The sequence below is a fragment of the Corynebacterium sp. KPL4035 genome (assembly GCF_037908325.1).
GTDB lineage: Bacteria > Actinomycetota > Actinomycetes > Mycobacteriales > Mycobacteriaceae > Corynebacterium > Corynebacterium kefirresidentii.
Window position 1 is genome coordinate 31,454 of record NZ_JBBMGF010000004.1, and the last position, 19,259, is coordinate 50,712.

General features: G+C 60.5%; 20 protein-coding genes and 1 tRNA gene. 16 read left to right on the forward strand and 5 right to left on the reverse strand.

Annotated elements, in window-relative coordinates:
• Nucleotides 1-2: 2 nt before the first annotated feature.
• The 7 genes from WMP96_RS05090 to rdgB all read left to right on the forward strand — a co-directional run bounded on the left by WMP96_RS05090 (nucleotide 3) and on the right by rdgB (nucleotide 5,091).
• Nucleotides 3-539 carry a DUF2017 domain-containing protein gene (locus WMP96_RS05090; RefSeq protein WP_239204919.1) on the forward strand — a complete coding sequence of 179 codons (537 nt, stop codon included), beginning with the start codon at nucleotides 3-5 and terminating at the stop codon, nucleotides 537-539.
• Nucleotides 539-1,465 (forward strand): P1 family peptidase, encoded by a 927-nt coding sequence (locus WMP96_RS05095; protein ID WP_239204921.1) that lies wholly within the window; start codon nucleotides 539-541, stop codon nucleotides 1,463-1,465. The genes WMP96_RS05090 and WMP96_RS05095 overlap by 1 nt, the downstream gene beginning before the upstream one ends.
• Before the next feature lie 13 nt (nucleotides 1,466-1,478).
• Nucleotides 1,479-2,132, forward strand: coding sequence for a rhomboid family intramembrane serine protease (locus WMP96_RS05100; RefSeq protein ID WP_023020863.1), 654 nt, complete (start codon nucleotides 1,479-1,481; stop codon nucleotides 2,130-2,132).
• The gene (gene murI, locus WMP96_RS05105; protein WP_049360983.1) at nucleotides 2,132-2,911 is read left to right on the forward strand and encodes a glutamate racemase; all 780 of its coding nucleotides are present in this window, start codon (nucleotides 2,132-2,134) and stop codon (nucleotides 2,909-2,911) included. Before WMP96_RS05100 ends, murI begins: the two co-directional genes overlap by 1 nt.
• Before the next feature lie 72 nt (nucleotides 2,912-2,983).
• Complete coding sequence (locus tag WMP96_RS05110; protein WP_023020865.1) at nucleotides 2,984-3,745, forward strand: MBL fold metallo-hydrolase; 762 nt, start codon at nucleotides 2,984-2,986, stop codon at nucleotides 3,743-3,745.
• Nucleotides 3,746-3,760: 15 nt separating this feature from the next.
• Nucleotides 3,761-4,489: a ribonuclease PH gene (rph, locus tag WMP96_RS05115; protein WP_005323955.1), complete on the forward strand. Its 729-nt coding sequence runs from the start codon at nucleotides 3,761-3,763 to the stop codon at nucleotides 4,487-4,489.
• Nucleotides 4,483-5,091, forward strand: a complete 609-nt coding sequence (gene rdgB / locus WMP96_RS05120; RefSeq protein ID WP_023020866.1) for an RdgB/HAM1 family non-canonical purine NTP pyrophosphatase — start codon at nucleotides 4,483-4,485, stop codon at nucleotides 5,089-5,091. Before rph ends, rdgB begins: the two co-directional genes overlap by 7 nt.
• On the opposite strand, the gene WMP96_RS05125 is transcribed toward rdgB, so the two are convergent.
• Together WMP96_RS05125 and WMP96_RS05130 are read right to left on the reverse strand one after the other, a co-directional pair.
• Nucleotides 5,088-5,432: a DUF3817 domain-containing protein gene (locus WMP96_RS05125; RefSeq protein ID WP_023020867.1), complete on the reverse strand. Its 345-nt coding sequence runs from the start codon at nucleotides 5,430-5,432 to the stop codon at nucleotides 5,088-5,090. The two genes, rdgB and WMP96_RS05125, sit on opposite strands and share 4 nt — an antisense overlap.
• A gap of 2 nt (nucleotides 5,433-5,434) precedes the next feature.
• Nucleotides 5,435-5,857, reverse strand: coding sequence for a hypothetical protein (locus WMP96_RS05130; protein ID WP_284799128.1), 423 nt, complete (start codon nucleotides 5,855-5,857; stop codon nucleotides 5,435-5,437).
• Between the two features lie 90 nt (nucleotides 5,858-5,947).
• On the opposite strand from WMP96_RS05130, the gene WMP96_RS05135 reads away from it, so the two are divergent.
• Nucleotides 5,948-6,032 (forward strand) — tRNA-Leu (locus WMP96_RS05135).
• Between the two features lie 74 nt (nucleotides 6,033-6,106).
• Nucleotides 6,107-6,697: a hypothetical protein gene (locus tag WMP96_RS05140; protein WP_239204925.1), complete on the forward strand. Its 591-nt coding sequence runs from the start codon at nucleotides 6,107-6,109 to the stop codon at nucleotides 6,695-6,697.
• On the opposite strand, the gene WMP96_RS05145 is transcribed toward WMP96_RS05140, so the two are convergent.
• Nucleotides 6,698-8,608 carry a solute carrier family 23 protein gene (locus WMP96_RS05145; protein WP_239204927.1) on the reverse strand — a complete coding sequence of 637 codons (1,911 nt, stop codon included), beginning with the start codon at nucleotides 8,606-8,608 and terminating at the stop codon, nucleotides 6,698-6,700.
• A 314-nt stretch (nucleotides 8,609-8,922) separates the two neighbouring features.
• Between WMP96_RS05145 and pflB the strand changes: the two genes are divergently transcribed.
• From pflB to WMP96_RS05170, 5 genes are read left to right on the forward strand one after another with little or no spacing between them, the layout of a single operon-like run.
• A complete protein-coding gene (gene pflB, locus WMP96_RS05150) occupies nucleotides 8,923-11,010 on the forward strand; it encodes a formate C-acetyltransferase (RefSeq protein WP_239270266.1) in 2,088 nt (695 codons plus the stop codon).
• 40 nt (nucleotides 11,011-11,050) lie between these two features.
• A complete protein-coding gene (gene grcA2, locus WMP96_RS05155; RefSeq protein WP_005323969.1) occupies nucleotides 11,051-11,302 on the forward strand; it encodes an autonomous glycyl radical cofactor GrcA2 in 252 nt (83 codons plus the stop codon).
• Nucleotides 11,303-11,304: 2 nt separating this feature from the next.
• Entirely contained in the window at nucleotides 11,305-12,174 is an 870-nt protein-coding gene (gene pflA, locus WMP96_RS05160) for a pyruvate formate-lyase-activating protein (RefSeq protein WP_049360991.1), read from the forward strand.
• 11 nt (nucleotides 12,175-12,185) lie between these two features.
• A complete protein-coding gene (locus WMP96_RS05165; protein ID WP_239204929.1) occupies nucleotides 12,186-13,424 on the forward strand; it encodes an alpha/beta fold hydrolase in 1,239 nt (412 codons plus the stop codon).
• Nucleotides 13,425-13,483: 59 nt separating this feature from the next.
• Nucleotides 13,484-14,632, forward strand: coding sequence for an SPFH domain-containing protein (locus WMP96_RS05170; protein WP_200288698.1), 1,149 nt, complete (start codon nucleotides 13,484-13,486; stop codon nucleotides 14,630-14,632).
• A gap of 131 nt (nucleotides 14,633-14,763) precedes the next feature.
• On the opposite strand, the gene WMP96_RS05175 is transcribed toward WMP96_RS05170, so the two are convergent.
• A complete protein-coding gene (locus WMP96_RS05175) occupies nucleotides 14,764-16,194 on the reverse strand; it encodes a peptide MFS transporter (protein ID WP_340432278.1) in 1,431 nt (476 codons plus the stop codon).
• Nucleotides 16,195-16,237: 43 nt separating this feature from the next.
• On the opposite strand from WMP96_RS05175, the gene WMP96_RS05180 reads away from it, so the two are divergent.
• Complete coding sequence (locus WMP96_RS05180; protein ID WP_301716012.1) at nucleotides 16,238-17,509, forward strand: adenosylmethionine--8-amino-7-oxononanoate transaminase; 1,272 nt, start codon at nucleotides 16,238-16,240, stop codon at nucleotides 17,507-17,509.
• On the forward strand, nucleotides 17,506-18,165 hold the full coding sequence (bioD, locus tag WMP96_RS05185) for a dethiobiotin synthase (protein ID WP_086588446.1): 660 nt from the start codon (nucleotides 17,506-17,508) through the stop codon (nucleotides 18,163-18,165). Before WMP96_RS05180 ends, bioD begins: the two co-directional genes overlap by 4 nt.
• A 21-nt stretch (nucleotides 18,166-18,186) precedes the next feature.
• Here bioD and WMP96_RS05190 read toward each other — a convergent pair whose 3' ends face one another.
• Nucleotides 18,187-19,173, reverse strand: a complete 987-nt coding sequence (locus WMP96_RS05190) for an HNH endonuclease signature motif containing protein (protein ID WP_301716011.1) — start codon at nucleotides 19,171-19,173, stop codon at nucleotides 18,187-18,189.
• Between the last annotated feature and the right edge of the window lie 86 nt (nucleotides 19,174-19,259).

Here is a 19,259-nt window from a genome sequence, read left to right on the forward strand (position 1 = left end):
AGATGCAACCGTGGAAGAAAAAGAAGTCCCTTATGCGCGCGCCAAAAATTACGGCTGTCTTCGAGCCGATGGAGCGCGAGGTGTTGGGAGATCTCACCGCTACCGTCTCTGAGGCCATCATCGGGCGCGCCCAGTCCGCACCTAAGGATGAGCTAGCAGAGATGCTGGATATGCCTACTGGGCATACGGAAGCCCCAGAGGATCCTTCACTGGCTCGCCTCTTTCCAGACTTTGAAATGCCCGGCGATGAGGAATACGAAGGCGATGCTTCTTTGCTGCGGTCGCTGCACGAAAATGACATTGCGCGCGCCAAATTGGAAAACCTCCAGGTGATCGGCACGGCCCTCGGCCCTACCGGTGGGGTAGAGGTCAGCATTAATGAGCAGGAGGCCCACGCCTTCGTTGCCGGCCTAAACGATCTGCGCCTCTACGTTGCGGCGGGCGATGTTTCCGATGACAACCTGATGTTGGACCGCGATAGCCTGGTGGAATGGCTTGCCTTTTGCCAGGATTCGCTACTTCAGGTGCTGATGGATTAATGCTGGGCGGCATTAGCATCGGGCATTTTAGCGGCACCGATACCGGCGTCACGGTGCTCTATTGCGGGCCGGGCGGCGCGCTCGGCAGCGTCGACGTGCGCGGTGGCGGACCAGGCACCCGGGAAACGGATCTCTTGCAGCCACATAATACGGTCGAGCGGGTTCACGCAGTGGTGTTGTCGGGCGGCTCCGCCTTTGGCTTGGCAGCCGCGGACGGCGTGATGAATGAGCTGGCAGAGCAGGGGATTGGCTTCCCTGTCTTTGGCGAGGAAAAACCCGGTCCGCGTGTGCCCATCGTTCCCGGTGCCGTCATTTTTGACCTCTTGGTCGGGCCTTCCCGACCCGGGCCGGAAGAGGGCGCGGCCGCGCTCCGAGCCGCGCTGGCGGGCAATGATGAAACCATGGGCACGGTGGGAGCCGGCGTGGGTGCTACCGCCGGCAAGCTGCGGGGTGGCTTCGGCCTAGCTACGCGCCGGGTAGGAAATTACGAGGTTAGCGCCGCGATGGTCGCCAACCCTGTGGGTGAGGTCATCGATCCGCAGTCCGGCCGGCTCTACGGTGCGCCAGGGAGCACCGCGGTCAATGCTGCTGCCTACCGCGCCTTGCCACATCCAGCGGAGTCCAAGCTCAATACCACCATCGGTGCCGTGCTTACCGACGCCCCCATTAACACTGCCCAAGCCCAGCGCTTGGCCATGACTGCCCACGATGGCATCGCCCGCGCGGTGCGTCCTGCGCATTCACCGCTAGATGGAGACACCATCTTCGCCCTATCCACCGCGCAGCGCCCGGCCGAACTCAGCACGCAGATAATGACCCAGATTTGCGCCGCTGCCGCCGATGCCGTGGAGGAAGCGATTGTCAACGCGGTTACCGCCGCCGAGCCTGGCTTGGGCTTGAGCGTGTACCGCGATCTGCTGGACTAAGATAAGGCGCATTATGACTTCAGGTGGAACATTTAACTACCGGCCGGCGCCCGCGGGCCAGGTCAATCGTGGCGATTCCAAAAACTACACTCGCAGCGGGCGCATCACCACCGGATTTTCTATAGCTTTTGGCTTCCTCGTGGTGGAGTGGGCGGTCCACATTATTAACGCGTTCCTTTTTGGCGGCCAGCTATCCAATTACGGCATTCGCCCGCTGGACTTCAACGGCATCTGGGGCATTTTTACCGCCCCACTGCTGCATGCAAACTTTGAGCACCTCATGTCCAATTCGGTGCCCGGCGCCATTTTCTGCTTCCTTATCGGCCTGTCCGGCCGCAAGGCTTGGTGGGAAGTTACCCTGATTACCACTCTGGTCGCAGGCCTTGGCACGTGGTTCATTGGTGGCCCCGGTACCTCCCACATCGGGGCGTCCAGTTTGGTCTATGGCTGGCTGGCATATCTGATTGTGCGCGGTATCTTCAATCGATCGCTCATCCAGACCATTTTGGGCATCGTTCTCGGCTTTGCCTATTCCGGCTTGGTGTGGGGCGTGCTGCCCGTCTACGAGGGCGTGAGCTGGCAGGGCCACCTTTTCGGTGCCATCGGCGGCATTCTAGCCGGCATGACCATCACCTCGGACGATCCGGTTAAAGCAGTGAAGCGCTAATGCCTACCGCAACCTCTCCCATTGGCATCTTTGATTCCGGCGTGGGCGGACTCACCGTGGCACGCGCAGTGATGGAACAGCTGCCGCACGAATCCGTCATCTATACCGGCGATACTGCCCATAGCCCCTACGGTCCGCGGCCCATCTCAGAAGTCCGCGCCTTTTCTCAGGACGTGGCAGATCGGCTGGTGGAACGCGGCTGCAAGATGTTGGTCATAGCGTGCAATACCGCCACAGCCGCCTTCTTGCATGATGCGCGTGAACGCTACGATATCCCCATCGTGGAGGTTATCCGTCCCGCGGTGCGCCGCGCCATGTCCACCACGCGCAACGGAAAAATTGGCGTCATCGGCACCGAAGGCACCATCAAATCCGGCGCCTATCAGGACCTTTTTGCGCTCAATCCGAAGGTACAGGCTTTCGCTACCGCCTGCCCGGATTTTGTTCCTTTTGTAGAGCGTGGCATTACCGCCGGCCGCCAGATCCTCGGCGTCGCTGAGGGCTATTTGGCCCCGCTCCAAGCACAAGGAGTAGACACGCTGGTCTTGGGCTGTACGCACTATCCGCTGTTGACCGGCATCATCCAGCTAGCTATGGGAGATAATGTCTCGCTGGTGACATCTTCGGAGGAAACCACCAAGGACGTTATGCGGATTCTCACGGAAACCGATATGTTGGCCCCCGCAGATACTCAGCCGGTCCACACCTTTGAATCGACCGGTGACCCGGAAGCCTTTGCCCGCCTTGCCACACGCTTTCTCGGCCCGCGGATTGCATAAGTAGGTGCAAATTTCTCCCCCGTTTGCACGTTGAGTACGCATGCGGGGCGATTTCATGGAACTATTGAGCCCATGAAGCTGACCATCTTAGGCTGCTCCGGTAGCGTCCCCACCGCCCAGAACCCCGCCTCCGGCTATTTGCTGTCCTTCGATAATGCGCCGTCCATCGTCCTCGATATGGGCCCTGGCACCTTAGCGCAGCTGGAACAGCAGCAGGATCCTTGCGATGCGCACGTGGCTTTTAGTCACCTGCATGCCGATCACTGCCTGGATTTCCCCTCTCTGATGGTGTGGCGCCGCTTCCATCCCACGGCGCCCGCGGCCTCAAGAAATATGTGCTTCGGGCCGGAGGCTACGCCGACGCACCTGGGCCGCCTGTCTTCCGATGAGGTCGATGGCATCGATGACATGTCCGATACCTTCGCCTTTAGCGCATGGGAGCCGGGCGAGCGCCAGCTTGTCGACGATGTATATATCACTCCCTTCCCGGTCACCCACCCGGTAGAGGCCTATGCTTTGCGCGTGGAACATACTAAGACGGGCCAGACCATCACCTACTCCGGTGATTCTTCATATACGCCCGCGCTTGTCGACGCCGCACGGGGCGCCGACATTTTCCTCTGTGAGGCAGCCTGGGGCGCGAGCTCGGAGGGGATGGCACCGGATATGCATATGTCGGGCGCGGAAGCTGGCAGGGCGGCGCGCGAGGCGGGCGTGGGCAAGCTCGTGCTCATTCACATCCAACCGTGGGGCGATGCCCAAGCTACCTTGGAGGCCGCTCGCTCCGAATTCGACGGTGAGATTATCCTCGGCGCCGCGGGTATGGAGTTCTAAGATACGCTGGACGGCATGACTGAATTTACTCGTGCCGATGGGCGCGCGCTGGACCAGATGCGCAGCGTCCGCATTACCCGCAATTTCACTACCAACCCTGCCGGCTCCGTGCTGGTGGAGTTTGGCAATACCCGCGTCATGTGCACCGCATCCGTGGAATACGGCGTGCCGCGCTTCAAGCGCGATTCCGGTGAAGGCTGGCTTACCGCCGAGTACGCCATGCTGCCTTCCGCCACCCACGATCGCATGCCGCGCGAATCCATGAAGGGCAAGGTCAAGGGCCGCACGCATGAAATTTCTCGCCTCGTCGGCCGCTCCCTGCGCGCCGCAGTGGACTTGGAGGAGCTAGGGGAGAACACCATTCAGCTCGATTGCGACGTCCTCCAGGCTGATGGCGGCACCCGCACTGCCTCTATCACCGGCGCCTATGTTGCGCTGGCTGACGCCATCGCACACCTCAAGGCCGAGGGCGTCGTCCCCGGCGAGCCGCTGCTCGATCCCATCGCTGCGGTCTCGGTAGGCATTATTGATGGTGAAATCTGCCTTGATCTGCCTTATGAGGAGGATTCCCGCGCCGAGGTCGACCTCAACGTAGTAATGCAGGAATCCGGCGACTTCGTTGAAATCCAGGGCACCGGTGAGCACGGTCTCTTTGGCCGAGAGGAGCTCAACGAGATGCTCGACGTAGCGCAGAAGGGCTGCCGCGAACTCATCGCCGCACAGAAGGCGGCGCTGGGGTGGTAATTCTCGTCGCATCTAATAACCCTAAGAAGCTCGGCGAGCTGGAACGGATTCTGGCTGATGCCGGCATCGAGGGCGTCGAGCTGCGCCCGCTTTCCGCCGTGGAACCTTATCCAGAACCGGTAGAAGATGGCCGCACTTTTGCCGATAATGCGCTCATCAAGGCCCGTGCTGGCGTGGCCGCTACCGGTTATGCCACCGTGGCGGATGATTCGGGCCTCGCTATCGAAGAGCTCAACGGCATGCCCGGCGTGCTTTCCGCCCGTTGGTCCGGCCAGCACGGCAATGACCAGGCCAATAATGACTTAGTCTTGGCGCAGATGGCCGATGTCCCTGATGAGCGCCGTGCCGCAGCCTTTGTCTCGGTCTGCGCGCTCGTCACGCCCGAAGGCGCAGAGCACGTGGCCGAGGGCCGCTGGGAAGGCCGCTTCTTGCGCGAGCCGCGCGGGGAAAACGGCTTTGGTTATGACCCGCTCTTCCAGCCGGAAGGCGAGTCCCGATCGGCTGCAGAGATGTCCCCAGAAGAAAAGAACGCGGTCTCGCATCGCGGCCGCGCTCTTAGTCAACTTGTCCCCGCCATCGCGGAGCTTGTTCACAACTCTTAGAGTTGGAACTCCTCCGTGATTTCCTTGCGGCGCTTGTGCTCCATCCAGAAGGACAGGAAGGGCACCACGCCCGCAAGGGCGGTGGTAAAGAGCTTGCCCACCGGCCACAGCGCGCGCGGGCCGAGGATGAGGATGGACAGCAGGTAGGTCATGTACGCGATGCCGTGCACGATCGCGATATAGGTGGCCCACTCGGGGATATCCATGCCAATGATGTACTGGCAGACCATGCGGATGACCAGGATGATCAAGAAGATACCGGTCACAGTGGCCGCGATGGAGAAAAACTTCAAGGGTCCGCGGATGCGGGCTTGGCGGGCGGGGTGAACTTTATTGGTCATAATCAGCTTTCTTCATTCTCGCCGCGCCGGCGGCGCGGGGTATTCATGGCGTTGAACGTTTCCACATCCATCTGGGGCCGCTGGGGCAAAAAATCCTCATCAATTTTGGTTTCTGCCTGCGGCTGTGTGGGAGCGTCGGCCGGGGCGGTTTTGTCTGTGTCATGCATGTCGCGGGCTTCTTCCTCGGCCGCGAGGCGCTCGTTTTCATAGCGCAGCGTGGTGCGATAGGCATAAACCACGAACACGGCAAACAGTGGCCACTGGAAGGCATAGCCCAGGTTTTGGAAGGTGCCCGAGCCGGAGCGGAAGCGGGTCCATTGCCAATAGGCCAGGAATAGGAAGAGCACGACGAAAAACGCGATGAGGAGGATGTGCCACCATCGCACCTGCACGCGCTTGTTTTTCTGTTCCTCTTGAGTGCTCACGCGTTCCACCCTACCCACCAGCGGCCGGAAAACAGAACACCCCTGGTTTCTGGATTACCCGCCCACCGTGTACACTATGTCAAGTCCCCCGCGCCCGTGGCGGAATTGGCAGACGCGCTAGATTTAGGTTCTAGTGTCTTATGACGTGTGAGTTCAAGTCTCACCGGGCGCACCATAGGCGCCGTCGACCCTCGTGGCCGGCGGCGTTTTCGCATATCACCGTCCGTATTTCACCCTAAGATGGGCATTATGAAAAAGCTGTTTTCCACCCTTATCGCTGTCATTCTCATCGCCGCCCTGGCGGTAGCTGCGGTGGTGGTGTGGCAAGTCCGGGAACCGGTGGACGTGGAGACCGAATCGAGCAATACCAAGGTCATCAAGGCCGTGGAGCGCGAGGAACAAGTGGTGCTCGTCTCCTTGGGGATTGAGGGATTATCGGAGGAGTCCGCCACCAGCACGCTGTGGAATTGGCAGGTCCCAGGCAGTGAGCGTACCCAATACATCAAGTACTCCTACCGCGCGAAGCTCGGCATTGAAGGATCCCGGGTGCACGTAGAAGAGGAATCCCCGCACCATTTCCGCGTGCAGGTCCCCGAGTTCATTTTCATTGGCCACTCGGATGAGAACTTCGAAACCGCGGTGGACGATAATGGCGCGCTGAGCTGGATTACCCCGGATATCGATAAAGCGGAAACCATCACCAAGATTCTGGATGAGGACAAAAAGAAAAAGGACATCGCGGATAATCGCGATGTCCTCCAAAGCCAGGCCAAGCAGTTCTACACCGGCATTATTTCCGGCGTGGACCCGGAGGCTGAGGTAGATTTTTCCTTCCGTTAGCTAGTCCACCTCGGTGAACTTGCGGTCCCAGGAAGAACGGACCGGGTTGGCATCGGCTAGCAAGATATCGAAGCGGTCGTTGGCAATCTCTACGATCTCACCCAGCGCGGTGCGGTACTCCTGCTCTGGGGAGTTAGCCAGCCTGCGTACGCCGGCGTCAATGACGCGGTCAACGGTGTCATTGGTATCCAGATAAGCCACAAAGGGCATATCGAAGCGCTCGCGGTAGGCGGCGGAAAGCTCGGTAATGCGCTCGGTCTGCACATCATCCAGGTCGGTTAGCCCCAGGGAGCCGCGGTCGGCGGAGATGGTGGCGGCTTCGTCGGCGTCGGCAAGCAGCAGCTCATCCATGGCAGGGTAATCGTGGATGAGGGCAGCACGGCGGGAATCATCCGCGGTCAGCACGGCTACCTGAATGGCGGCGCGCAGCTCATTGACATCGCTGAAAGGCCGCGACTCCCACGCCAGTTCGAGCGGCCACGTCTCGTTATTGAACAGCGGGCGCAGCGCGGAGACGAATTCCTCGCGGGAGGCATTGTTGAGCTGCTGTAGGCTTACGCTCTTGCCGACGGCCCGAGACACCTGCGTGCCCTGCTTTCCCCCGGTGTGGAAGAACAGCAGGTTAAGCACGATGGCGGTAATGGCGCCGATGGACATGCCGGAGGAGACGAAGGTTTGCGCCCACTCCGGGAAGGCCGTGGCGATATCCGGCTTGAAGGTCACCAGCATGGCCAAGCCGAGCGCGGAAGTGACGATGACGGAATTGCGGCCATCGGAAAGATCGGCCTTGGCGATGGTCTGTAGGCCCACCCACGCTACGTTGGCGAAAAGCGCCAGGGAGGCGCCGCCAAGCACAGGGGAGGGGATGGCGGCCACGACCGCACCGGCCTTGGGCAAAATGCCCAATACCATCATGAATCCGGCGGCAGCCACGGCCACCCAGCGCGATTTCACGCTGGTCAGGCGGACCAGACCGACGTTTTGTGCAAAGCAGGTATACGGGAAGGAGTTCATTACGCCGCCCACCAGGGTGGAAAGGCCATCGGCGCGGATGGCGCGCACGACATCATCGCGACGGATGCGCTTTTTGACAATCTCGCCGGTGGCAAAGACATCGCCAGTGGTCTCCACCATGGTGATGATCATGACAATGATGAGCGAGAAAATAGCCACCACGTCGAACTTTGGCATGCCGAAGTAGAACGGGGTGGTGATACCGAGAGCGGGGGCGGAGGAGACTTCGCTAAAGGAGGCGTCGCCTAGCACGAGCGCCACGCCCGTACCCAAGACTAGGCCGATGAGCACGGCCAGGGTGCCTAGGAAGCCAGAGGAAAAACGCTGCACCAAAACGATGACCGCGAGCGTGCCAAAACCGTAGAGCAGGTCACGGGTGGCTGGAACTCCCTCGGCGTAATTGACAAAGTCATTGGCCGAAACCCCCAATAGTGAAGTGCCCATCACCAGCAGGACCGAACCGGTGACCACCGGCGGGAAGAAACGCAGCACTTTGCCAAAGACCGGCGCCGCGAAGAAAGTAAACAGGCCGGCGACGATGATGGCGCCATAAATGGTCGGCAGCGAGGCCACCCCGCCTTCGCCGTCGGTTGCGCCCAGGCCAATGGCAATAATCGGGGAGACGGCCGTTGTGGTTACGCCCTGCACGATGGGCAGGCGCACGCCAATGCGCTTGCCGACGCCCATGGACTGAATGATCGTTGCTATGCCACAGGTCAAAAGGTCCGCATTGATGAGGTGGATGGTGGTTTCCGCATCCAGGTTAAGCGAGCCGGCGATGAGCAGCGGAACGATAACCGCCCCGGCATAAAAGGCCAGTACGTGCTGCACGCCTAAGGCAGCTAATTTGGGGGCGGGTGGGACGGTATCTACTGGATGCTTGGGCTGGGAAGCCACGAAGTCCTCCTTTGTGCGGAAGCGAAGCTGAACGGGTTTAACAGTAGAGGTTCGTGCAGGTAGCGACCAAAAAATCGGGGTGATGAGGAACACGTTCGGGGCTAGTTCACCCCCGATCTAAGACGTACGTGCGTTCTGCATGAAATCACTAACCAGCGAAACAACACGACCGGTTTATTTTTAGCCTTTCCAACGTCTGCTGAACTTGTTATTACCGCTGATGTAGTCAACAATTGAGGCCAGAGGGGCTTGGTGCTGTGGCTCGAAAAAGCGGCATTTACCCCTGATAGAAATTCGCCCGAAAGAAGGGAATTATGACTACCGCAACGCAGCCTCAACAGTTTGAAGCGTGGAAGGGATTTGAGTCCGGTCCATGGACCGAGGGCATCAACGTCCGCGACTTCATTCAGCGTAACTACACGCCGTACGACGGCGATTCCAGCTTCCTGGCGGGCCCGACCGAAAAGACCAAGCGCGTCTGGGAGACCCTGGAGAAGAACTACCTGTCCGTCGAGCGCGAAAAGCGCGTCTACGATGTTGACACCCACACCCCGACCGACATTGACGCTTTCCCGGCCGGCTACATCTCAGAGGACGACGACGTCATCGTCGGTCTGCAGACCGATACCCCGCTGAAGCGCGCCATGATGCCGTTCGGTGGCTGGCGCATGGTCAAGCAGGCCATCGGCGAAGCAGGCAAGGAAGTCGACCCTGAGGTGGAGAAGATCTTCACCCGTTACCGTAAGACCCACAACGATGCGGTCTTCGATATCTACACCCCGCGCATCCGTGCTGCTCGTTCATCACACATCATCACCGGCCTGCCGGATGCTTATGGCCGTGGCCGCATCATCGGTGACTACCGCCGCGTGGCTCTCTACGGTGTGGACTACCTGATCGAGGAAAAGCAGGCTTCCCGCGATTCTGTCGCAGACGCTGGCTTCTCTGAGCACTGGGCACGCTTCCGCGAGGAGCACTCCGAGCAGATCAAGGCCCTGAAGAAGCTCAAGAAGATGGCTGAGTCCTACGGCTTCGACATCTCCAAGCCGGCTAAGACCGCTCACGAGGCAGTACAGTGGACCTACTTCGGCTACCTGGCATCCATTAAGTCCCAGGATGGCGCCGCAATGTCCATTGGCCGCCTGTCCGCCTTCTTCGATTGCTACTTCGAGCGCGACCTCGCCGCTGGCATCATCACCGAGGAAGACGCCCAGGAAATCATCGACTCCCTGGTTCTCAAGCTGCGCATCGTTCGCTTCCTGCGCACCATCGATTATGACCAGATCTTCTCTGGCGACCCGTACTGGGCAACCTGGTCTGATGCTGGTTTCGGCAACGACGGCCGCCACATGGTCACCAAGACCTCCTTCCGCCTGCTGCAGACCCTGGTTAACCTTGGCCCATCACCGGAGCCAAATATCACCATTTTCTGGGATCCAAAGCTGCCAGAGGGCTACAAGGAATTCTGTGCCCACATCTCGATTGAGACCTCCTCCATCCAGTACGAGTCTGACCGCCAGATTCGTGAGCAGTGGGGCGACGACGCCGCAATTGCCTGCTGTGTTTCCCCGATGGAAGTGGGCAAGCAGATGCAGTTCTTCGGCGCTCGTGTGAACGCCGCTAAGGCTCTGCTTTACGCCATCAACGGTGGCCGCGATGAGGTAACCGGCAAGCAGGTCGTAGAAGGCTACGAGCCCATCAAGGGCGATGGCCCGCTGGACTTCGATGAAGTTTGGCAGAAGTACGAAGAGATGCTGGACTGGGTTGTTGGCACCTATGTTGAGGCCCTCAACATCATCCACTACTCTCACGACAAGTACGCCTACGAGGCAGTCGAGATGGCGCTGCACGATTCCAATATCGTACGCTCCATGGGCTGCGGCATCGCCGGCCTGTCCATCGTCGCCGACTCCCTGGCTGCTATCAAGTACGCCAAGGTCACCCCGGTCCGTGACGAGACCGGCCTGATTACGGACTACGTCACCGAGGGCGAGTTCCCGTTCTATGGCAACGACGATGACCGCGCCGATGACATCGCCGCAACCATTGTCCACACCGTGATGGAAAAGATTAAGGCCATCCCGATGTACCGCAACGCCATCCCAACCCAGTCCGTGCTGACCATTACCTCGAACGTGGTCTACGGCAAGGCAACAGGCGCCTTCCCGTCGGGCCACAAGGCCGGCACGCCGTTCTCCCCAGGCGCAAACCCTGAAAACGGTGCCGACAGCCACGGCATGGTTGCTTCCATGCTGTCCGTTGGCAAGCTGGATTACAAGGACGCCTTGGACGGCATCTCGCTGACCAACACCATTACTCCTTCCGGATTGGGCCGCACCCCAGAAGAGCGCATCAATAACTTGGTGGGCGTTCTGGATGCCGGCTTCATCATGGAGAAGTAAAAACCACTCAACCCTCAACCATCTCGAAAAGGAGAAAATCATGGCAACCCCAACTTTCGAAGACCGCATGTCAGCAATGAAGGCAAACCGCGATGCACACCAGATGAACTCTGGTCTGTACCACGCCAACATCAACGTGCTGGACAAGTCCACCCTCGAGGACGCCGTTGAGCACCCAGAGAAGTACCCGAACCTCACCGTTCGCGTCTCTGGCTACGCTGTTAACTTTGTCAAGCTGACCAAGGAGCAGCAGCTCGACGTTATCTCCCGCACCTTCCACCAGGGTTCTTAATCATGGCTGATGGCGTTACTGGTGTTGTCACCCTCTCTCCGGAAGAAGGAGAGCGTGTCCGCGGCGTAGCTGCGGGCCTGGGAGATAATGCACAACTCGATGACATTACCCGCCCGGAGCTCATGGAGGCGCGCCGTACCGGCGATATCGCCCTCGTGCACTCTTGGGAGCTCGTGACCGCCGTCGATGGCCCGGGAACCCGCATGACGATGTTCATGTCCGGATGCCCACTGCGCTGCCAGTACTGCCATAATCCAGACACCTGGGAGATGAAGACCGGCACACTGGAGCGGGTCGAGGATGTGGTCAAGCGCATCAAGCGTTATAAGCCCATCTTCCAAGCTTCCGGTGGCGGTCTGACCATCTCCGGTGGCGAACCCCTCTTCCAGATTTCCTTCACGCGCCGCGTGCTTAAGGAAGTCCACGATGCGGGTATTCACACCACCATCGATACGGCTGGGTACTTGGGCGCGCGCTTGCGCGACGAGGACCTAGACAATATCGACCTCGTGCTTCTCGACGTCAAGTCGGGCGACGAGGAAACTTACCGCAAGGTCACCCAACGCCAGCTCCAGCCAACACTGGATTTCGGCGACAGGTTGAACAAGATAGGTAAGCCGGTATGGATCCGCTTCGTAGTGGTGCCTGACCTCACGGACTCGCCAGAGAACGTGGAAAATGTGGCCAATATCGTGGCTCGATGGAAATCTAACGTCGAACGCGTCGAGGTCTTGCCCTTCCACAATATGGGCAAGGACAAGTGGGAAGGCCTAGATATGACCTACCAGTTGGCAGACACGAAGCCGCCAAAGCCGGAGGACGTGGAGAAAATCCGCGACGTCTTCCGCTCGAAGGGCTTGGAAGTCTACTAGCCTGGGAGGGCATGACCGACTACCGCCGCTTTGGCCACACAATTAAAGAGCACCACCTAGAAGTCCCGTGGGATTATTCCAATCCCCACGGGACTTTTGGGCTTTATGCCCGCGAAATCATCCCGCCCGGCGGAGAGGGCCTGCCCGCGTTGCTTTACCTCCAGGGCGGGCCTGGTTTCCCAGCACCCCGGCCGCTGACACCCACGGGGCTTATTGGCAAGGCACTGGAGCGGTACCGCGTGATCCTCATGGACCAGCGCGGCACCGGCCGATCGCACCGCATCGATGCATTGAGCCCGGCCGCGGAGCGCACCGCAGCGCACTTGGCGTTGCTGCGCCAAGATAATATCGTCCGCGACGCCGAGCGTTTGCGCGAGCACCTCGGCCTGGAGAAGTGGTCACTTTTTGGCCAATCTTTCGGTGGCTTCTGCATTACCGCCTACCTATCCCAGGCGCCCGAGCACATTGAGCATGCATTTTTCACCGGCGGCATCCCCACGCTGAAGGGGGCAGACGATCTCTACCGCGCCACTTTTAGCAAGCTCAAGGCCCGCCAGCAGCGTTTCTACCGCGAATTCCCGTGGGCCCAGGACAGCATTGAGGAGATCATCTCCCACTTGGACAATTCGGATGAGCGCCTTCCCACCGGAGAGCGTCTGTCCTCGCTGCGGTTTCGCACCATCGGTATTGAGCTCGGCCGCGGCACCGGTTTTGATTCGCTGGCTTATCTGCTGGAAGAGCCTTTCCGCACCGTGGCAGGGGAGAAGCGGCTGCGCGGCGATTTCTTGGTGGACGTCGGCCAGCGCGTGAGCTTTGCAGACGGCCCACTCTATGCCGCCATCCATGAATCCATCTATGGTGGCGCCGGGGGCCAGGCCGCTACTAATTGGGCGGCGCACCGCGTGCGCGAGGAATTCCCGGAGTTTGCGGAGTCTGGCACGTGGTTGACCGGCGAGCACATCTTCCCCTGGCAGTTCGACGAGGACCCGGCCTTGCACGCGTTTGCCGACGCCGCCCATGGCCTCGCCCGCCACGAATTCTCCCCGCCCTATGCGCTCGGTGAGGTGCCGACCACGGCCGCGGCCATGTATGTCGATGATATTTTCGTTCCGCTCGAAGAATCCTTGGCTACCGCCGCCCACCTGGGGGACCTGCGGCCGTGGATTAGCAACGAGTTCCAGCACAACGGCATTCGCGAAGACGGTGCGACCATCCTGGGCAGGCTTTTTGCGCTTATCGACGATCACTAGCGTTTCGCTATTTCCTATGCGAAAATATTGGTGATTGTCACGACATTTAGGGAGATATTTTGATCGCCACCATAGTTATAGTCCTCATCCTGTTGCTTATCTTGGGAACCCTCTTTGATGGCTATTTCATCGTTCGCACTCGCGAAGCTGCCATCTTGGAGCGCTTGGGTAAATTCCAAAAGGTGGCGCATGCTGGCCTGCACTTCAAGATGCCGTGGGTAGACCGCGTACGCGATAAAATTTCGCTGCAGGTGCGCCAGCTGGATGTGATGGTGGAGACCAAGACCAAGGACAATGTCTTCGTCCAGATCCCTGTGGCCGTGCAATACGAGGTAGTTGAAGGCCGAGAGCGCGAGGCATATTACATGCTCTCCAACCACGAACAGCAGATTGTGGCCTACGTGCAGGATAATGTTCGTTCCTCCGTGGCGAATATGGACTTGGATGATTCCTTCTCCTCCAAGGACACCATTGCTCGCAATGTTGCGGCTTCCCTGCGCGATAATATGGCCGAGTACGGCTGGAACTTTGTCAACACCCTGGTTACCGATATCCGCCCCGATTCCCGCGTACGCGAGTCCATGAACTCCATTAACGCGGCGCAGCGTGAGCGTGAAGCGGCCGTCGCCCAAGCAGAGGCCGAGAAGATCCGCGTGGTCAAAGAGGCCGAGGGTGCCGCCGAAGCAAAGAAGCTGCAGGGACGCGGCGTTGCGGACCAGCGCAAGGAAATCGTCGAGGGCATTGCCCAGCAATACGAAATGCTTCGCGACGCCGGCGTGGAAGAATCCCCCGAGGCGCTCATGCTGGTCTCTCAATACCTTGACGCGATGGTCGATGTCTCCCACAACGGCCAGGCCTCTGTGCTGTACATGCCCTCCAACCCGCAGGGCATGGGTGACCTCTTCAGCGGCATGCGCGACGTGCTCATGGCCAACCGCGCCCTCGACTCCGCCGAGGGGGCGCCTCAGCACCGCCGCCCGCAGCCGCACAAGCCATCCCGCGCCGAGGAAATCGAGCGCGAGTCCAAGCGTCAGGCAGAGCGTGCCAAGCGCGAAGCCATCGCTGCCTCCCAGCGTGCTGAGCAGGAGCGCTCCGAGCAAAATCGCGGTGAGCAACAGGCGCAGCAGGGCCAGCACTCCACCGCGCAGCCCCAGGCTGCCCGCGAGTACTTCCAGCAGCTGCGCGACCAACTCAAAAACGAGGACTAGCCCTGAGCATCGATAACCTCTTTGACGCCTATACCGCCCAGCGCGGTATTACCCGCCGCGCAGAAGTTGTACCCGACCACGAGTGTCAGATTTTCCCCGCCGAGACCAGGGCTGCCTCACAAGTCGATGCCTTAAACGCTGCCCGAAGCCTCGTTCACGACGCCCTTTCTGCCGACCAAGAGCATGAGCCCCAGCGCGACGGGGACAATTCCGACAACAAGTAGGTAGGTCCGCTCCGCACCCGCCGAGGAAGGGTCATACAGCGTCGACAGCGTTCCCGCTAGCGAAGTTCCAATGGCCATGGTGAGGAAATACAGCGCGGAAAAGCGCGTCGCGTACGCTCGCGGCGCGTGCGCGGCCGATGCCGCCATACCCACCGGCCCGATAAATAGCTCGCCGAGCGACATCAACAAGATGGTCACGGCCAACACCACAAATGGCGTTGAATTTTCTCCGCCCCCGACGAACGGCAACAGCACAAACATTCCGGAACCTGCCACCATGATGCCTACGGCCATCAGCACACGCCGCGAGCATGCCCACCGAGACATGCTCGCCGCCAGCGGTAGGGACAATGCCAGGATGAACAGTGGATTGAGCGATTGCGTCCATGCCGCCGGAATCTCAAACCCGCCGACCATGCGGTCTACACGTTGATCCGAGTACACGGCTAGCACCCCGTAAATCTGCGGCTGGAGAGTCCAGTAGGCCGTCGAGCAGAAAAAGAGCGGGATATACGCCAGAACCTGCTTCCGCTCCGGCACGCTGACCCGCGGGGATCGCAGCATGCTGGCGAAGAGAGCGAGGGCGGCCGCGATCGTCGCAAAGAGCAAAAGCATGGCGAGCTTGTCTGGTGGGACCGTCACCGCGACCGCGACGCTGCCCACTACAGCCACCACAGCTACCGCCGCGGCCTTGCCTGGCGCGGCAGTAGGGTTGGGAGGCCGGGTATCGAACTCCGTGACTACCCGCTGGAGCAATAACCCGTAGAAGACACACCCGCAGCACATGAGGCCTGCGGCTGCGAGGAAACCGGCATGGTAGCCGTGCTTTTGTGCCAGCCAGCCCGTGAGCATCGGTCCGAGTAAAGCGCCGATATTTATCCCCAGGTAAAAGATTTGAAAAGCCCCATCCCGTGCGCCGGCTGTGGGAGGAAAAGCCGCGCCCAGAATGGTAATTGCCGCCGTTTTAAGCAGCCCTGAACCCAGCGCAAGCGGCAACAGTCCGGCCACGAGGCCCGCCATACCAGGCACCAAGGACAGCGAAAGGTGCCCGCACATGAGCAGACTCGCGCCGGCAAGCAACGTGCGTTCGGCACCTAGGAGCCGGTCGCTGACCCACCCGCCAACGAACGTGCACAGGTAGAGCAGACTGCCGTAGGCACCGACGAGCGCCGTGGCCTGCGCCTGGTCCATGCCGAGTCCGCCGGAGGTGGAATAGAGATAGTAGGCGAGGATGGCCTGCATGCCGTAGAAGCTAAAGCGCTCCCACATTTCAATTCCGGCGATTGCTGGCAAAGACACCGGTAAACGCCGAATTGAACGATGTTTAATAATTGTCATAAAAGCACTATAACGGCCGAAAGTCTGTGATAAACCTAAAATCATGGATATTTCAGCGGAGGACATTGCCGCTCTCGACGCACGCCACATTTGGCATCCCTACGCCGAGCCAGGCGAGCCCACGCTTGTGGTGGACTCGGCCGCCGGCGTTTATTTAACACTCGCGGATGGCACCACGCTTATCGACGCCATGTCTTCCTGGTGGGCCGCCGCCCACGGCCACAGTCACCCACGGCTCAAGGCGGCAGCGAACGAACAAATCGAGAGGGTGAGCCACGTCATGTTCGGCGGACTCACCCACGAACCGGCTGCGCGGCTTACTCGTAACCTCATGGAATTAACGCGTGGTGATTTTGAGCAGGTCTTTTATTCCGATTCCGGATCTGTATCGGTAGAAGTAGCCATCAAAATGGCACTGCAGTATGCCCGTGGCGCAGGGCACCCAGAGCGCACCAAGATGCTGACATGGCGATCGGGGTATCACGGCGATACCTTCGCGGCGATGAGTGTGTGCGATCCCGAAGGCGGCATGCACTCGATGTGGACCGGTACCTTAGCTCAGCAGATTTTCGCCCCGGCGCCGCCCACTCGCGGGGCTAGCCCGGCCGAGCGCGCGAACTATCTGCGCGAGCTGGAAGCGTGCATCACGGAAGAAGTTGCGGGGCTAATTATTGAACCTGTAGTCCAAGGTGCGGGTGGCATGCGCTTTCACGACCACGAGCTGGTCCGCGGGGCCCGAGAAATCTGCGACCGCCACGGTATCGTGCTGATCGCGGACGAAATCGCCACCGGGTTCGGGCGAACCGGCGAACTTTTTGCCACCCAAGCCGCTGGCGTTGTGCCAGATATCATGTGCGTTGGCAAGGCGATGACCGGCGGTTTTATGACCATGGCTGCCACGCTCGCCACCGCGAAGGTGGCCGTGGGGATGCGTCCGCGCGCGCTAATGCACGGACCAACATTTATGGCTAATCCACTCGCTTGTGCCGTTTCGGCCGAGGCAACTGCGCTCATTTTGGAGGGCAATTGGCGCGAGCAGGTAGCCGGCATCGAAAAGCAGCTGCAACGAGGGTTTGAGGGCCTGTCCGAGGAACCTGGGGTAGCCGACGTGCGCGTACTTGGCGCCATAGGTGTGGTGGAAATGGAACGCGATGTAAATATGTCCGCAGCGACGGCCGCAGCCGTAGACCAAGGTGTGTGGTTACGTCCGTTCGGCCGGTTGATTTATATCATGCCGCCGTTTATCAGCACCGCAGATGAAATAGCGCAAATGTGCCGCGGCGTGCGCGCTGCGGTGGCAGGAGGACGACAGTGATTATTTATGTAACGGGAACGAATACGGACGTCGGCAAGACTGTGGCCACGGCCGCGCTCGCCAGCGCGTTCAAGCAACGCGGCCGCGAGGTCATCTACGCCAAACCGCTGCAGACGGGGGAGCCGGAAGGCAAGGGGGATGCGGCGACCGTCGGCAAGCTGGCGGGGGTGGAGGTAGCAGAGATGGTGCGCTTTCCGGAGCCACTGGCGCCGAATCTTTCTGCGCGCCGGGCCGGCATGCCCCAACCCAGCCTGCAGGAACTTAAAGAGTGGATTGCCGCCCTTGACGCACCCGGCCGTGTGGTGCTCGTGGAAGGCGCCGGCGGGCTCCTCGTGCGTTTAACGGACGCCTATACGCTTGCCGACGTCGCCGATAGGCTCCTCATCGTCACCTCCCTTAACCTAGGAAGCCTCAACGCGGCCGAGCTGACCGTGCGCGAGGCACAACGCCGTGGAATTGAGGTGCTCGGGCTAGTTGGTGGCTCGCTGCCGGCCGATCCGGACTTGGCTACGCGCCTGAACCTGGAGGAGATGCCGGAGGTGACAGGCTGTACGTTGTGGGGCAGCCTGCCGGAGGGCATGGCGCGCATGGCACCGGCCGATTTCGCGCGGGTAGCCGCGGAAGTCTACGCGGACTTTGTCGAGCACGCCGAGTAGCGCTACCTCGCAGAGGCAGCGCTAGCGGACCCAACGTACCTTGCCATTGACTCGGGCAAGGCGCCCACGCAGCGGCGGGGCATTCGGATCATCTTGGTTGACCCCGTTGTGATACGGGCAGCACACGGTGAGGTTGTCCATATTGGTCAGTCCTCCGTGCTTCCAAGCCTTCAGGTGATGGATCTGGGCCTTGTCCGCCGGGTGGTTGCACGGCGGCCACGGGCAGGTAGGGTTTTCGGCCGCGGCCATCTGCCGCTGTTTCTCGGTGGCGTAGCGCGAGGTGCGATACAGGTTGACGGGGCCTTTAACGGGATGGATAAGGGTGGCTAGTCCGTGCTCGGTGAAGGTGCGCTCGACCAACTCGGCACCGGTAATGGTGGCGCCATTAGTCAGCCGCAGGGTGACTTCTTCACCGTCGCCATCCAAGATGCGGTCCAGCGCGTTGAGCGGGATGATGACGTTGGTTGTGGTGCGCGCCGAAGGCGCACCCGTGCCGCGAAGGAGATCGCGCAGGGAATCGAGTGGGCGCGCGGGATCGAGCGCGGCGTCAAACTCCGCGAGGAAGGCCGAGGGGGCGGTAATCCGCATGGTCCAGGGGCCATTCGGGCGGCGAAGGAGCTGGACCCCTTCGCGGGGCGGCGTGCGGCGCGGGCGGAGGTCGCGCAGGCGTTGCTTGGCGCGGCGGGCGATTTCAGAGGCGGGGCCTCGCAGGCGGCACAGCTCTACCCGCAAGTTCCACGCATCGCGCTGTGTGCGCACGCGGGAGACATATTTTTCAATCAGCTTGAGCGTTATGAGGTCATGGTGGCGAGCGGCCGTGGCGGCGTGGCGTTGCTTCCGGCTGAAGCGGGTTGGGCCGTAATAAACTGCGGCAAGCGCGCGGAGGTTGCGAGCTTCTACATCTGGTAGACCCAGCTCGATGAGGGCGCGCTCAGACATGCCGCGGGCCTCGGCGAGGATATCCATCGCCGAGGCTATGTGGGAGGCATAAGCCTTCAGTGCGCTCATGGCCGCAACTCTAAACAGGACCGGCAGTAGAACCGAGTCGTAGACGGCCGCAGCTGTGGATAGCTTGTTTAAGTGTCAACTGCCTG